Raw genomic sequence first — 13,209 nt, forward strand, 5'->3', positions numbered from 1 at the left:
GCGAGGCGCGGGGTAGAGCGGGGGCGGGCACGGGGAGAGCGCGGACACGGGAAAGGGGGCCGGTCGGCGCGACCGGCCCCCTTTCCACCCCTCATGCGCCGAAGGTCAACTCCATGCCCGACTGCGGCGTGTAGGACATGGTCAGTTCGATGGGAATCGCCGCCGGGGCCGCGATCGAGAACGGCACGCCCGCGGGGTCGAGCAGCTCGGCGTACGTGCCGAAGCCCATCGCGGTGGCACCGGAGACGACGGTCGCGCCGTAGGCCCGGGCGTCTTCCAGCGTCTCGACGCAGTCGGCGACCTGGAACGCGGCCCGCCACCAGCTCCCGCCGCGGGACGGGGCGAGCCCGGCCATCGCGTCGTGGGCGGTGGTGATCCATTCGCCTCGGGTGCCGTCGCTGCCGTACTCGTCGCGTAGCAGCCAGCCGAACGCCTGGCCGTAGAAGTTGGCCGCGGCCACCGCGTCGTCGGTGAGCAGTTCCGGGAAGGTCATGGTGCTCGGCTCGCCGCCGAGCTGGGTTCCCGTGAAGCCGCGCGGCTCCCAGATGCCCAGCCGCGCGCCGGCGGGGTCGGCGATGACGGCGCTGCGGCCGCCGTTGTGGTCGGCCGGCTCGCTGACCAGCGAGCCGCCCGCCTCGCGCACCCGCATGATCGAGGACTCGAGGTTGTGCTCGGTGAGGTAGGTCATCCAGCCCACCGGCCGGTCGGCGCGGACGCGAGTGAGCCCGGCGACGGCGCGTCCCTGGAGCGTGAACCGGTCACCGGCCAATTCCCAGCCGAAGAGGCGGGTGTAGAAGTCCGCCGCCCGGGCGGGATCCGCACTCGCCAGCTCGACCCAGCAGGGTGTCCCCGGCGCAAAGCCCCGTATACGCATCGGCCGCACCTTTCGTCGCTCCATCGTGGATCACCTGCTGCGGAGGAGGTGCCGCCACTTTACAGCCATGAATACGCTCTGCCACTACGCAGGGGTTCAATGTCCTTAATAAACCACGATCTCGCGGGGTTGCGATTACGCACCGTTATGGCGATTACTGAGCGTGTCGCTCTTCCGGGGTACGCGACCGTTCGTTGTATCGGTCCAGAAGCCGCATCACGGGCGTGGCCGCGACGCCGTGCAACACCACGCTCACCAGAACGACGAATGCCGCTGTCGCCCATACGACATCCACGTTCGGGAACGTGGCGTGGCTCGTGGCGTACGCAAGGTAATAGAACGTACCGATTCCGCGGATGCCGAAGGTACCGATCACCCAGTGTTCCGCCGCGTGGCCCGGCGCACCGCGCAGCGAGAGGAACCCGGTCAGGGGCCGGACCACGAAGATCAGCGTCAGCCCGACCAGCGCGGCCGGCCAGGTGAGCGGCGCCAGCAGGCCGCCGACCACGGCCCCGCCCAGCAGCAGGAGCAGCAGGACCGTCAGCAGCCGCTCGATCTGCTCGGCGAAGTCGTGCAGCACCTGGTGATACTCGTGCGAGCGCTGCGCCGCCCGGATCCCTCGCGCCGCCACGAACACCGCCAGGAAGCCGTAGCCGCCGACGACCTCGACCAGCCCGTACGCCAGGAAGGTCGCCGCCAGGGCGAGAAAGCCCTCCGAATGGTGCGCGAGGCGAAGCGTGCGGCTGCGGGCGCGGAAGAACAGCACGCCGAGCAGCTTGCCGACGAGCCAGCCCCCACCGAGGCCGATGACGACCTTGTAGAGGACATCGACGAGCAGCCACTCGCCGAACCAGCTCTCGTGCGTCACCGCGGCCGTCGCCATCGCGATCGCGGCGTACACGAAGGGGAAGGCCAGGCCGTCGTTGAGCCCGGCTTCCGACGTCAGCGCGAAGCGGACCTCGTCCTCGGAGTCCTCCTCGTCGGTCGGCTCGCCCACCTGCACGTCGGAGGCCAGGACCGGGTCGGTCGGTGCGAGGGCCGCGCCCAGCAGCACGGCCGCTGCCGGCGCCAGGGCGGCCCACCACCAGCCGAGCAGGGCCACGGCCACGATCGTGACCGGCATGGCGACGGCCAGCAACCGCCAGGTCGACGTCCACCGCCGCCCGCCGAGCGGCCGGTCGATCTTCAGCCCGGCGCCCATCAGGGCGACGATCACACAGACCTCGGTGAGGTGCTGCGTCAGCCGCGGGCTGGCGAGCGGGTCGGCCTCCGGAAGACCCAGGGGTACGGCGAAGAGCACCATGCCCAGCGCCAGGAAGACGATCGGCATGGACAGGGGGCGGCGTTCGAGGACCCGCGGCAGGATGCCTGCCAGCAGGGCGCCCATACCGAAGATGGCGAAGAGGACGTCGGGGAGCTGCACGGGCCACAGACTGCCCGCCGTACGCCAAAAACATGCCGGTCGTGGCGCGGTTGCCCGTCGCTGTGCCGGGTAAGCGGCTCCGCATGACCGTGCAAGGCGCCTGTCATCCCCGGGTCGCCGTCGTCACCGGCTCCGAGTCGGGCATCGGCCGGGCGATCGCCGTCGCCCTCGCCGAGGACGGGTACGACGTCGGCATCACCCGGCACCGCGACACCGCGCACGCCCAGCGCACCGCCGACGAGGTGCGCAAGGCCGGCCGGCGTGCCGAGATCCGGTCCCTGGACCTCACCCGGCTCCCGGGCGCGGCCGCCGTCGTGGACGATCTCGCCGAGGCGCTCGGCGGCATCGGCGTGCTGGTCAACTGCGCAGGTACGGGCACGGCTACGCCCCTGCTCGACACGCGCTGGGAACAGTGGCGCCAAGTCCTCGCCGTCGATCTCGACGGGCCCTTCCTGTGCGCCCAGCGCGCGGCCCGTCGGATGGTCGCGGCGCGGCGCGGCGGTCGCATCATCAACATCACGAGCGTGCACGAGACGGCGCCGCGGGTCGGTGCGGGAGCGTACTGCGCGGCCAAGGGCGGGTTGGGGCTGCTGACCAAGGTGCTGGCGCAGGAGCTCTCCGAGCACGGCATCACGGTCAACGCGGTCGCGCCGGGCGAGATCGCCACCGCGATGACCGGCCAGGAGGACGTCGATCCGCACACCCGGCGGCGACCCGGCGTGCCGCTGGGGCGGCCGGGTGACGCCCGGGAGGTGGCGGCGGTCGTGGCGTTCCTCGCGAGCGCGCGTGCGTCCTATGTGACCGGCGCCACCTGGCCCGTCGACGGCGGGTTGCTGCTCATGGGCCCCCAGGCCGGCTCCCATCTGGCGGACGACGACTGGCGGCGGCCCTGATCAGCCGGACAGCTTCGTGATCGCCGAGCGGTCCAGGGCGGCGAGCAGGGCGGCGGGGTCGTCGTAGGTCTCGACGGCGCCCGCCGCCGTGAGCTCCTCGGCGCTGGTGCCGCCGCAGGCCAGCCCGATGCAGGGGATGTCGAGCTTGGCCGCCGCCTTGACGTCCCAGACCGCGTCGCCCACGAAGACGCTCTGCCGCGGGTCGACCCCGGACTGGTCCAGGGCGGCCTCCAGGATGTCCGGCGCAGGCTTGCTCTCCTCGGCGTCCGCCGACGACGTGGCCGCTGTGATCACGTCGTCCGCGTCGATGACTTCGCGCAGCTTCGTCAGCTCGGCACCCTTCGCCGAGGAAGCCAGCACCACCGCGAGACCCCGGTCCGCACACGCGCGCAGCAGATCGGCGGCGCCGGGCAGGGGGCGCAGCCGCTCCCACCACGCGCCGTAGAGCACGTCGTGGGCGGTGGACAGCCATTCGTCGTCGGTGTCGCGGCCGTCGCCGAGAAGCTGATCGAGGATCTTGTCGGAGCCCATCCCGATCGCCCGGTGGATCTTCGCCATCGGCACGTCGTGGTCGTGCCGGCGCAACGCCTCCCACCACGCCACCGCGTGCAGGTAGGTGGTGTCCACCAGCGTGCCGTCGACGTCGAAGAGCACTCCCCGTGTGGTCGTCATGTGCCCCGATTACCCCGTTCCGGCGGGGGTAGCAACATCTCGAACCAGACCGTGGAACCGCGGACGGCGGGATCGGTGCCCCAGGTGTCGCTGAGCTCCTCGATCAGGCCCAGGCCGCGGCCCCGGCTGCTCAGGGTGTCCGTGTGGGCGCGGGTCACGCTGCCCCGCGTGCCGGTGTCGGCGACCGAGACCAGCAGGCGCTCCGCGCTGAGGTCGATGCGCACGTGCGCCGGCGTGCCGGCGTGCAGCAGGGCGTTCGTGGTCAGCTCGCTGGTGCACAGGATCGCCGCGCCGATCACCGGCTCCGGCACCCCCCAGTCGCGCAGGCGGGTGGTCATCCACTGCCGGACCCGGCTCGGTCCGGTCGGCTCCGCCGGGACCCGCATCGTCGCCGACCGGCTCAGCGCCACCGCCCGCTCGACGGCGAGGACGGCCACGTCGTCGTCCGTACGCCCGGCGACGGCCGCCGTCGCCAGCGAGCACAGGTTGCGGGGGTCGCCGCTGGCGGCGCCGGCGGCCGCCGCCACAAGATCCGCGAGACCCGCGCCGAGCGGCCGGTCCCGGCGCTCGACCACGCCGTCGCTGAACATCAGGATCGAGTCTCCGGGTTCCAGCCGGACCGTGCTCGTCCGCCAGGAGCCGCCCAGCCCCAGCGGCGCGCCCGGCGGCACGGCGACCAGCTCGGCCGTGGCCCGACCCTGCCCGGCCCGGCGCAGCACCGGCGGGGGATGACCCGCGCTGCCCAGCGTGATCGTCCCGTCGCTCTGATCGAGCACGCCGTAGACGACGGTCACGAAGATCTCCTCGTTGCGCGACTCCGCACCCAGCGAGCCGACCAGCCGGTCGAGGCCGGCCAGCACGGTCTCGGGCGCGGGATCGGTGAGCGCGAGGGCGCGCAGCGCCGCCCGGACCTGTCCCATCACCGCGGCGGCGCGGACGTCGTGGCCGGCGACGTCGCCGAGGACCATCGCGAGCCGGCCGTCGCTCAGCTCGAACGCGTCGTAGAAGTCGCCGCCCGCGGCGTTGCCGTCCACGCCGACGTCGTAGCGCGCGGCGATCCGGAACCTGTCCAGCTCGGGCAGGTGTTCCGGGAGCATGCTGCGCTGCAGGAGCTGGGCGGTGCCGTGCTGCGCCTCGAACCGCCGGGCCCGCTCCGCCGCCTGGGCGACCAGCTCGGCCGCGGCGTAGAGCAGTGCCCGCTCGGCCGGCAGCCAGGTGTGCGCGGTGCGGTAGCCGATGGTGAGTGCGCCGTGCAGGGACGGGGTGCGCAGCGGCATCGCGGCGAGTGCCCGGATCCGGCGCTCGTGCCGGTCCGTCGCCACCCGCAGCAGCGGCGAGCCGTCGGGCTGGAACGAGGGACGGCCGCTCTGCGCCGCGATCACCATCGGGGACCGGGGGTCGTTGCCGATCCGCTTCCACAGCGGGGGCAGCCGCTCGTCGACCTCGTCCACCATCTCGCCCCGGATGCGCCGCACGTAGCGGAACTCCGCGCCGTCGTCCACCGCGAAGACGCAGTGGTCGACGTCGAAGGAGCTCATCGCGTACGCCAGCACGACCCGGGCGACGTCGTCGATGGTGAGCGTGGAGGCTAGCCGCGCGGTCAGCTCGCCCAGGCTCTGCAGCCGGCGGGTCACCTGCGTGGTCTCGGCCGCCACGGTGAGGACGCCGACGACCGAGCCGTGCCGGTCGCGCACCACCGAGTGCCCGCGGGTGAACGACGCCTGCTCCACCTTTCCGGCGCGGGGGACCGACATCTGGGCCTCGGCCTCGAAGAAGGGCCGGCCCGTGCGGTACACGTCGTCGATGACCCCGCCGATCCCGGGCGCCTGCCAGAGGTCGCCGAAGACCTGGGCCGCCGGGCAGCCCATCGCCGCCGGGTGCTTGGCGCCGATGACCTCCGCGTACGCGTCGTTGTAGATGAGCAGGTAGTCGTCGCCGTACGCCAGCGCCATCGGCACCGGCGAGGCGAGCACCACCTCCACGGTGGCCTGGACGACCGGATCCCAGCTCTCCATCGGACCGAGCGGCGTGCTGTCCCACGGCTGGGCACGCACGAGCTCGGCGCAGTCGGGAACGTGCCGTGCCGTCACCGCCACCTGTGCGGGCAGCGCCGTAGCCGAAGGGCTCCCCATGCCGACCATGGGATGAGCGTAGCCCGCCTCGGCCGTTCGGACGATATGGCCACTGTACGTACGTCCGGTTGTGCCCGGTACGCACGGGTGATGTCGCGGACATGACAAGGGCCGGCACCTCGGTGAGGTGCCGGCCCGGAACGGTCGGTGTGGCCTGTCGGGTGAAGCGTGGGGTCGGTGGCGCTGTCAGCGGCCCTGGGGCAGGGTCCGGGCCAGCGTGCAGACCGCGAGCAGCCGGGTCAGCACCCAGTCGTCGGAGGCCCAGTCGATCGGGCCGACCGGCGCGCGCCAGCCGTGCTTGAAGGCCGCGTCGCGCACGCCCTCGGCGTAGGCGGCCAGGATCACCGGGGTGAGCGGCCGCACGTCGGTCGAGAGGCTGTCGCGGATGCCCGCCTCGTGCTGGTCGAGGGCGGCCAGCAGGCCCGGACTCTGTGCCGCGGCCTCGAGGCCGCTGACGCCGACGGTGGTCATCAGCTCGGCAAGGCAGGCGTGGGCGGAACGCAGGGCAGCACGGGCGGCAGCGCCGCTGAACAGACCATTCATGAGTAGAAAAGGTAGGGAGGCCGGGGTAGCCAACGGTTCGCCTGATCGGTGCAGCTCGGTTGAACCGCGTCCCGGTGGGGAACTGATCCCGGCATGAGCGATGGTCCCGACGCTGCCCACCGCCGGCCCCCCGGGCTGGACGACGCCACGGTCGAAGCCCTCGGCAAGCTGAGCGAGGCCCTGGAGATGGTGGAGCGCGTGCGCGGCCACCTGTACTCGGTGCACCAGCTCATAGGCGAGGCCGACTTCAAGCTCGACGACGCCGTGGAGCTGTTCGAACGGGCGGGCCACCCTGCGGTGGCGCAGCGCATCCAGCACGAGCTGATCGGGCGTAACGTCCTCCCCGGCCGCTGGACGTTCCAGGTGGTCGAGGAGTTCGACGACGGGTACTACGCCGAGTTCCGGGGCATTGAGCGGGACGCCCGGGAGGAGCTCGCCCAGGGCAGGCGTCACCTCTGGGAGGCCGAGCTGAAGGAGCGTCGTCGTACCCACGGACGGGCGGGCCACGAGGCCCTGCCCTGACCGGCCGCGGTGGCTACTCGAGCTCGGCGCGCGGGCGGCGGCGCTGGGCGTCGTCGGCGACGATCACGGTGGCGACCAGAAGCGCCACGACGACCGCGAAGAGCCAGGAGGCATCGTCGATGAGCGACGCCGCCACGGGCGCCTGGAACGCGGCGAGCAGGAAGCCCACCCAGGCGAGACGACGCTGACGCTCGGAGAGGAAACCGGCAGAACGCATCCGGCTAGTGTTGCCGGATTCGGGCGCTTCGCCGTCACCCTTTCGGCCGATGCTGGGTTGACCGATGGTGCCTACTGCGCAACGTCATCGTCGCCCCACCGCCGGTACCAGCGGTCTGTTTCCCCTGTTCACAGTGTTGCCGTGGGGTCTGAAGGGACTGCCGGGGGCGGCCTGCGGCACGGTCAAGAGTGCTTTGTTGTTTTCTCGGGCGTTTGTACCTTTCGTGGAGAAGAACACGGGGCGGCGCGCCGCCCCTGCCGTCCTCGCGCTGCTGGGCGTGGCACTCGCGGCGTGCTCGCCGACCACGACCCTCAGCGCCCGGCAGATGCCTGCCGACGACGGACCGCAACCGCACGTCCAGGCCGGTGCGCTGCACGGGCGGACGGCGGCATTCCTCACCGTGCGTGACGCCGCCTCCCGGGTGGAGGTGCGGCTCGCGGAGCTCCCCGGTCTGCTCTACCGCGTGACCACCCCGGCGGACTCGGGACTGGCGCCGCAGGTCACCGGCGTGGCGGGACGGGTACGGCTCGCCCTGGTGCCGACCGGCGCGGACGGGCCCGACACCGTCGAGGTGCTGCTCAACCGCCGGGTCCGGTGGGACCTGCGCCTGCCCGCCGGCGCCGGGGAGCACCACCTGGACCTGGCCTCGGGCCGGGTCCGGCGACTCGAGATCTCGGGGGCCGGGCTGGTCAGCATGCGGCTGCCGCCTCCGGTGGGTTCCGTGCCGATCACCCTGACCGGCACGGTCGGCGAACTGGCCGTCGCCGTGCCCGCCGGAACCGCCGTCAAGCTACGGCTCCGGGCGGGCGCGGGTCTGGTCGCGGTGCCGTGGGCGGCCCGGGTCCCGGCCCCGCCGGGCACTTCCCTCGCGCCGCCCGGCTGGAGTGCCGCCGGGAGCCGCTACCAGGTCGACGCCGCCGCCGAGGTGGGCAGCGTCACCGTCTGGGGCTGACCGTGTCAGTGCGGACCGGTGCGTCCCGTGGTGCTCGGCCGAACCTCGCGATCAGGGTCGGTCACCTGCGCGTCATGGCCGAACGCTTGTTCCTCGCCCGCGTCGTTGCCGGTGGGGTCGCCCTGCCCGTCGGTGTCCCAGCTCGCCATGGCGTCGCCGAGAGCCTGGGTGGAGAGCTTGTCCTCGTCGCGCCACACGCCGTCGTTCTCGCGATCAGTCATACCTACCGCGTACCCACGAAAGGCCGCCGGAATCCCGGCGGCCCTCGATCGCGAACGGCTGAGCTGCCACGCAGCGGAAACCGATGCAAACCCCGTGACGGTTACGGCTGCGGGCGGTCCACCTCGCCGCGCCAGGCCCCGGTCTCGACGCCGCCGCGGCCCTCGATGTACTCCTTGAAGCGCTTCATGTCGCCCTTGACCTGGCGGTCGAGGAAGCCCAGCTTGTCGCCGGCCTGCTCCACCACACCGTCGGGCTCGAAGTCCATCTGGCACGTGACCCGGGTGTGGGTCTCGTCCAGGCGGTGGAAGGTCACGACGCCGGCCTGCTTGCTGCCCTCGATCGTGGTCCAGGCCACGCGCTCGTCGGGAAGCTGCTCGGTGATCTTGGCGTCGAACTCCCGCTTCACCCCGTCGATGTTCGTCTTCCAGTGGGTCGTCGTGTCGTCGAGCTGACGGATCTCCGTCACGCCGCCCATGAACCGGGGGAACTCCTCGAACTGGGTCCACTGGTTGTACGCGGTGCGTACCGGCACGTTGACGTCAACGGACTCGGTGACTGTACTCACGGTGTTTCCCTCCTTATGGCTTTCCCGCCTGGGCTCAACGTGCCCGGCGCCCCGGCGGCTAAACCGTCCGGTCCGGCTCGTCCTCCGCGGGCTCCTTCGGCGGCAGCGGCGGGTCCGGATCCGTCTCGCCCGCCTGCAGATGCCGTCCGCGCTGCACCTCGGCGTTGATCTCCACGCCCAGCATCAGCGCGGAGTTGGCCAGGTAGAGCCAGACCAGGAAGGCGATGATCGCGCCGAGGCTTCCGTACGTCTCGTCGTACGAGCCGAAGTTGGCGACGTACAGCCCGAAGCCGAAGGAGGCGAGGACCCACACCAGCAGGGCCACCGCGCCGCCGAGGGTGAGCCAGCGAAAGCGCGGCTGCCGGACGTTGGGCGCGATCCAGAACAGCAGGGACAGCAGCAGCATCAGGATCATCACCAGCACCGGCCAGCGCCCGATCGACCAGGCCGTGCGGGCGGTGCTGTCGGCGTGCAGGACGTTGCCCACCGCGTCGACCAGCGGGCCGCTGATCACCAGGCCGGTGCCGACCACCGCCATGAGGACCAGCGCGACCGCGCTCAGGAGGATCTGCAGCGGCCGCAGCTTCCACACGGGGCGTCCCTCCTTGACCCCGTAGATGCGGTTCGACGCCCGGGTGAACACGCCCACGTAGGCGGATGCCGACCACAGCGCACCGAGCACGCCGAAGCCGAGCAGCGTCTTCGGGGAACCCTGCTCGACGATGACCGCGTCCAGGACCGCCCGGAAGTTGTCGTTGCCGACGACCGAGCCGGCGCCGAGGTCCTCCAGGATGCCGAGGATGGTGCTCACCGCCGTACGCCCGTCGGTCACGAGGTTGACCAGGGCGACCACGACGATCGCGACCGGGAAGACCGCCAGCACGGCGTTGTAGGTGAGGGCGGCGGCCAGGTCGGCGCACTCGTCGTCGAGGTAGCCGTTGGCGCTGCGCCACAGCACGCCCCGCCAGGTCGACCAGCGCAGTTGGCGGATGCCGCGGGGCAGGGACCGTACGGTCGGCCGGGTCGTGGCGGCAGTCATCGCATCCGGCTCCCATCCGTCACTGCATGCGCATTGATCACTACCCAAATGGGGTTTGCCGCAAACGGCGCGGGGTACGACCCGCCCGTGGAGCGAGCGGACGCGATCGTCATCGGTGCGGGACACAACGGCCTGGTAGCGGCGAACCTGCTCGCCGACGCGGGATGGGACGTCCAGGTCCTCGAGGCGACCCCGCATCCCGGCGGCGCGGTCCGCTCCGGCTACGTGACCGCGCCCGGATATCTCAGCGACCTCTTCAGCTCGTTCTATCCGCTGGGCTTCGCCTCCCCGGTCCTGCACGGCCTGGAACTCGGCGCGCACGGCCTGGAATGGACCCACGCCCCCGACGTGCTGACCCACCTGTTGCCCGACGGCCGCGCCGCCACCGTCAACCGAGACCTCGCGACGAGCATGGCGTCGATGGAGCAGTTCGCGGCGGGCGACGGGGAGCGCTGGAAGCAGGCGTACGACGACTGGTGCGACGTCTCCGCGGACATGCTGAAGGTGCTCTTCACGCCGTTCCCGCCGGTGCGTTCCGGCCTGGGGCTGGCCCGCCGGCTGCGCGTCGGCGGCTCCCTGAGGCTGGCCCGGCGCCTGGTGCTGTCCGTCCGCGAGCTCGGCACCGAGCTGTTCCGGGGGGAGGGCGCCCAGCTCGCCCTGGCCGGCTGCGCGCTGCACACCGACCTGTCGCCCGAGGAGGCCGGGGGAGGGGTGTACGGCTGGCTGCTCGCCATGCTGGGCCAGCAGTACGGCTGGCCGGTCCCGGTCGGCGGCGCCCAGCGGATCACCAGTGCGCTGGTGGACCGCCTGCTGGAGCGCGGCGGCCGGATCGACTACGAGACCCCCGTGTCGCGGGTCCTGGTCGGCGGGGGCAAGGCGATGGGCGTACGCAGCGCCGACGGCCGCAACTGGCGCGCCTGCCGTGCGGTGATCGCGGACGTCCCGGCCCCCGCGCTGTACCTGGATCTGGTCGGCGAGCGTTGGCTCCCGCCGCGGCTCGTCGAGGACCTCGCGTTCTTCCGGTGGGACGGCGCCACGGTCAAGGTCGACTGGGCGCTCGACGGCAAGGTGCCGTGGAAGAACCCGGCCGCCGCCGGGGCGGGCACGGTGCATCTCGGCGCCGACCTCGACGGCCTGACCCGCTTTTCGGCGCACCTCGCCACCGACTCGATGCCGCCGCACCCGTTCCTGCTGCTGGGGCAGATGACGACGGCCGACGCGTCGCACTCGCCGGAGGGGACCGAGTCGGTGTGGGCGTACACCCACCTGCCCCACCGGGCCCGCTGGGAGGCCGAAGAGATCGAGGCGCACGTCGCCCGGATGGAGGCGGTGCTCGAGGAGCACGCACCCGGCTTCGGGCGCATGGTCGCCGGGCGCAACGTGTTCTCCCCGGCCGAACTGGAGGCCGAGAATCCCTCGCTGGTCGGCGGCGCGCTCGGCGGCGGCACGGCCGCGGCGTTCCAGCAGCTCTTCCTGCGCCCGATCCCCGGCCTGGGCCGGGCGGACACGCCGGTGGACCGGCTCTTCCTGGCGAGCGCGTCGGCCCATCCGGGCGGCGGTGTGCACGGTGCGCCGGGCGCCAACGCGGCCCGCGCGGCGCTCACCCGCCACCGCTTCCTCACCGGCCGGGCCTACCGGGCCGTGATCGACGCCGCCCACGCCGTCGTCTACCCCTAGTCACCGGCGGCGCAGGACCCCCGCCGTGACCAGGCCCAGTCCCGCGCCCACGACCCCCGTGACCAGCGGCTTGTGCATGGTCGCCCACAGCGCGAACGAGCGCGACCGGCTCTGTGCGTCGAAGACGCCGTGCGCCCCGAAGTCACGGTCGTCGTCCACCGGCTTGTCGACGTTGTCCTGCCAGGTCGCCGGGTCCACCGGCTCGCCGGTCTGCTGGCTCTGGTAGCCGCGCTTGTCCGTGGACAGCAGGCGGTCCAGGAACGCCGGCGCCACGATGTTGCCCAGGCGGGTCTTCAGGGTCGGGCCGCCCACGTTGATCTCGCGCTTGCCCCGGTCGGCGACCCAGAGCACGGCGCGGGCCACCACCTCCGGCTGGTAGATCGGGGGCACCGGCTGCGGGTGGTGGGGCAGCCGGGTGCGTACCCAGGAGAACTGCGGGGTGTTCACGGCAGGGAGCTGCACCATCGACAGCTTGACCCGGTCGCCGTCGTGCAGCAGCTCCGCGCGCAGGGAGTCGTTGAAGCCCTGGATCGCGTGCTTCGACGCGCAGTACGGCGCCTGCAACGGAATCCCTCGGTACGCCAGCGCCGAGCCGATCTGCACGACGGCGCCGCGACCGGCCGGGCGCATGTGGCGCAGGGCAGCCAGCGTGCCGTGGACCGTACCCAGGTAGTTGACCTCGGTGACGCGGCGGTACTCGGCCGGGCTGATGTCCCAGGCGGGCGCGAAGACCGACGCCATCGCGTCGTTGACCCACACGTCGATGCCGCCCCAGGCCGCCGCCACGTCGTCGGCCGCGTCCTGGAGCGCCGCCGCGTCCGCCACGTCGGCCCGGTAGGTGCGTACGTCGGCGGCTCCGGCGGCGCGGACCTCCAGGGAAGCGCCCTCCAGGCCGGCCCGGCCGCGGGCGATCAGGGCCACCCGGGCCCCGCGCCGGGCGTAGGCCACGGCCACGGCGCGGCCGACCCCGGCGCTGGCTCCGGTGATCACGACGTTCCGACTCACGGGCGGCTCTTCTCCCGCGTGGCGATGTCGCACAGACGCCGCAGCGACTCGATGTTGCGCCGATGCAGCACCAGATCGTTGAGCTTGGTGTGCACCCATCGCAGCGGACCGGCGCCGAACGTCTCCTCCATCGTGATCCGGGTCCGGCCGCCCTCCACCGGGTCGAGCAGGATCCGCACGTGTGCCTCGCCCAGGGGCCAGAGACCGGCGCGGATCGTCAGCTCGCGCTCCGGCTCGCAGGTCAGCACCTCGGAGCTCTCGTGCAGCGAGAGCGGCCACGGGCCGGCCTTGTGATGCAGCCGCGACCCCGGAGCCGGCCACCCGGCGTCCACGTCGCGGATATGGACCGTGCCGACGACCCAGTCACTGTAGGTCCAGCCGTCCGCGAGGACGGCGAACACCTGATCCGGGCGGGCGGGGACGATACGCTGCACGATAGCCACGAGCCCGGCATACCCCACCAGGCGATGTTT

Annotated in this window: 15 protein-coding genes; 4 read left to right on the plus strand and 11 right to left on the minus strand. The window is 72.5% G+C overall.

The features are described 5' to 3' along the window. Window positions 1-91: 91 nt before the first annotated feature. Together EDD30_RS30370 and EDD30_RS30375 are read right to left on the minus strand one after the other, a co-directional pair. On the minus strand, window positions 92-874 hold the full coding sequence (locus EDD30_RS30370; protein ID WP_244945456.1) for a VOC family protein: 783 nt from the start codon (window positions 872-874) through the stop codon (window positions 92-94). 154 nt (window positions 875-1,028) lie between these two features. Further along, window positions 1,029-2,297 carry a cation:proton antiporter gene (locus EDD30_RS30375; protein ID WP_071807539.1) on the minus strand — a complete coding sequence of 423 codons (1,269 nt, stop codon included), beginning with the start codon at window positions 2,295-2,297 and terminating at the stop codon, window positions 1,029-1,031. A gap of 83 nt (window positions 2,298-2,380) precedes the next feature. Between EDD30_RS30375 and EDD30_RS30380 the strand changes: the two genes are divergently transcribed. Continuing rightward, window positions 2,381-3,190 (plus strand): SDR family oxidoreductase, encoded by an 810-nt coding sequence (locus tag EDD30_RS30380; protein WP_071807540.1) that lies wholly within the window; start codon window positions 2,381-2,383, stop codon window positions 3,188-3,190. On the opposite strand, the gene EDD30_RS30385 is transcribed toward EDD30_RS30380, so the two are convergent. The 3 genes from EDD30_RS30385 to EDD30_RS30395 form a co-directional block, all read right to left on the minus strand. Next, window positions 3,191-3,862, minus strand: coding sequence for an HAD family hydrolase (locus EDD30_RS30385; RefSeq protein ID WP_071807541.1), 672 nt, complete (start codon window positions 3,860-3,862; stop codon window positions 3,191-3,193). After that, window positions 3,859-6,003 carry an ATP-binding SpoIIE family protein phosphatase gene (locus EDD30_RS30390; RefSeq protein WP_071807542.1) on the minus strand — a complete coding sequence of 715 codons (2,145 nt, stop codon included), beginning with the start codon at window positions 6,001-6,003 and terminating at the stop codon, window positions 3,859-3,861. The genes EDD30_RS30385 and EDD30_RS30390 overlap by 4 nt, the downstream gene beginning before the upstream one ends. A gap of 177 nt (window positions 6,004-6,180) precedes the next feature. After that, on the minus strand, window positions 6,181-6,537 hold the full coding sequence (locus tag EDD30_RS30395; RefSeq protein ID WP_071807543.1) for a DUF6401 family natural product biosynthesis protein: 357 nt from the start codon (window positions 6,535-6,537) through the stop codon (window positions 6,181-6,183). Between the two features lie 93 nt (window positions 6,538-6,630). Here EDD30_RS30395 and EDD30_RS30400 point away from each other — a divergent pair, with 93 nt between their 5' ends. Beyond that, window positions 6,631-7,059: a hypothetical protein gene (locus EDD30_RS30400; RefSeq protein ID WP_071807545.1), complete on the plus strand. Its 429-nt coding sequence runs from the start codon at window positions 6,631-6,633 to the stop codon at window positions 7,057-7,059. 13 nt (window positions 7,060-7,072) lie between these two features. On the opposite strand, the gene EDD30_RS30405 is transcribed toward EDD30_RS30400, so the two are convergent. Beyond that, a complete protein-coding gene (locus EDD30_RS30405) occupies window positions 7,073-7,276 on the minus strand; it encodes a hypothetical protein (RefSeq protein WP_071807547.1) in 204 nt (67 codons plus the stop codon). 223 nt (window positions 7,277-7,499) lie between these two features. Between EDD30_RS30405 and EDD30_RS30410 the strand changes: the two genes are divergently transcribed. Beyond that, window positions 7,500-8,228 carry a hypothetical protein gene (locus tag EDD30_RS30410; RefSeq protein WP_123678591.1) on the plus strand — a complete coding sequence of 243 codons (729 nt, stop codon included), beginning with the start codon at window positions 7,500-7,502 and terminating at the stop codon, window positions 8,226-8,228. Window positions 8,229-8,233: 5 nt separating this feature from the next. Here EDD30_RS30410 and EDD30_RS30415 read toward each other — a convergent pair whose 3' ends face one another. From EDD30_RS30415 to EDD30_RS30425, 3 genes are all read right to left on the minus strand, one after another. Beyond that, entirely contained in the window at window positions 8,234-8,449 is a 216-nt protein-coding gene (locus EDD30_RS30415; RefSeq protein WP_071807598.1) for a hypothetical protein, read from the minus strand. Window positions 8,450-8,550: 101 nt separating this feature from the next. Beyond that, window positions 8,551-9,015, minus strand: coding sequence for an SRPBCC family protein (locus EDD30_RS30420; RefSeq protein ID WP_071807599.1), 465 nt, complete (start codon window positions 9,013-9,015; stop codon window positions 8,551-8,553). Between the two features lie 58 nt (window positions 9,016-9,073). After that, complete coding sequence (locus EDD30_RS30425) at window positions 9,074-10,054, minus strand: YihY/virulence factor BrkB family protein (RefSeq protein WP_071807600.1); 981 nt, start codon at window positions 10,052-10,054, stop codon at window positions 9,074-9,076. Between the two features lie 48 nt (window positions 10,055-10,102). On the opposite strand from EDD30_RS30425, the gene EDD30_RS30430 reads away from it, so the two are divergent. After that, window positions 10,103-11,731, plus strand: coding sequence for a phytoene desaturase family protein (locus EDD30_RS30430; protein WP_071807601.1), 1,629 nt, complete (start codon window positions 10,103-10,105; stop codon window positions 11,729-11,731). Here the strand turns inward: EDD30_RS30430 and EDD30_RS30435 are convergent, their stop codons facing one another. Together EDD30_RS30435 and EDD30_RS30440 are read right to left on the minus strand one after the other, a co-directional pair. Further along, on the minus strand, window positions 11,732-12,736 hold the full coding sequence (locus EDD30_RS30435; RefSeq protein WP_071807602.1) for an SDR family oxidoreductase: 1,005 nt from the start codon (window positions 12,734-12,736) through the stop codon (window positions 11,732-11,734). It abuts the gene before it with no gap. Next, window positions 12,733-13,179, minus strand: coding sequence for an SRPBCC family protein (locus EDD30_RS30440; RefSeq protein WP_071807608.1), 447 nt, complete (start codon window positions 13,177-13,179; stop codon window positions 12,733-12,735). The genes EDD30_RS30435 and EDD30_RS30440 overlap by 4 nt, the downstream gene beginning before the upstream one ends. Window positions 13,180-13,209: the final 30 nt, after the last annotated feature.

The organism is Couchioplanes caeruleus, assembly GCF_003751945.1.
GTDB lineage: Bacteria > Actinomycetota > Actinomycetes > Mycobacteriales > Micromonosporaceae > Actinoplanes > Actinoplanes caeruleus.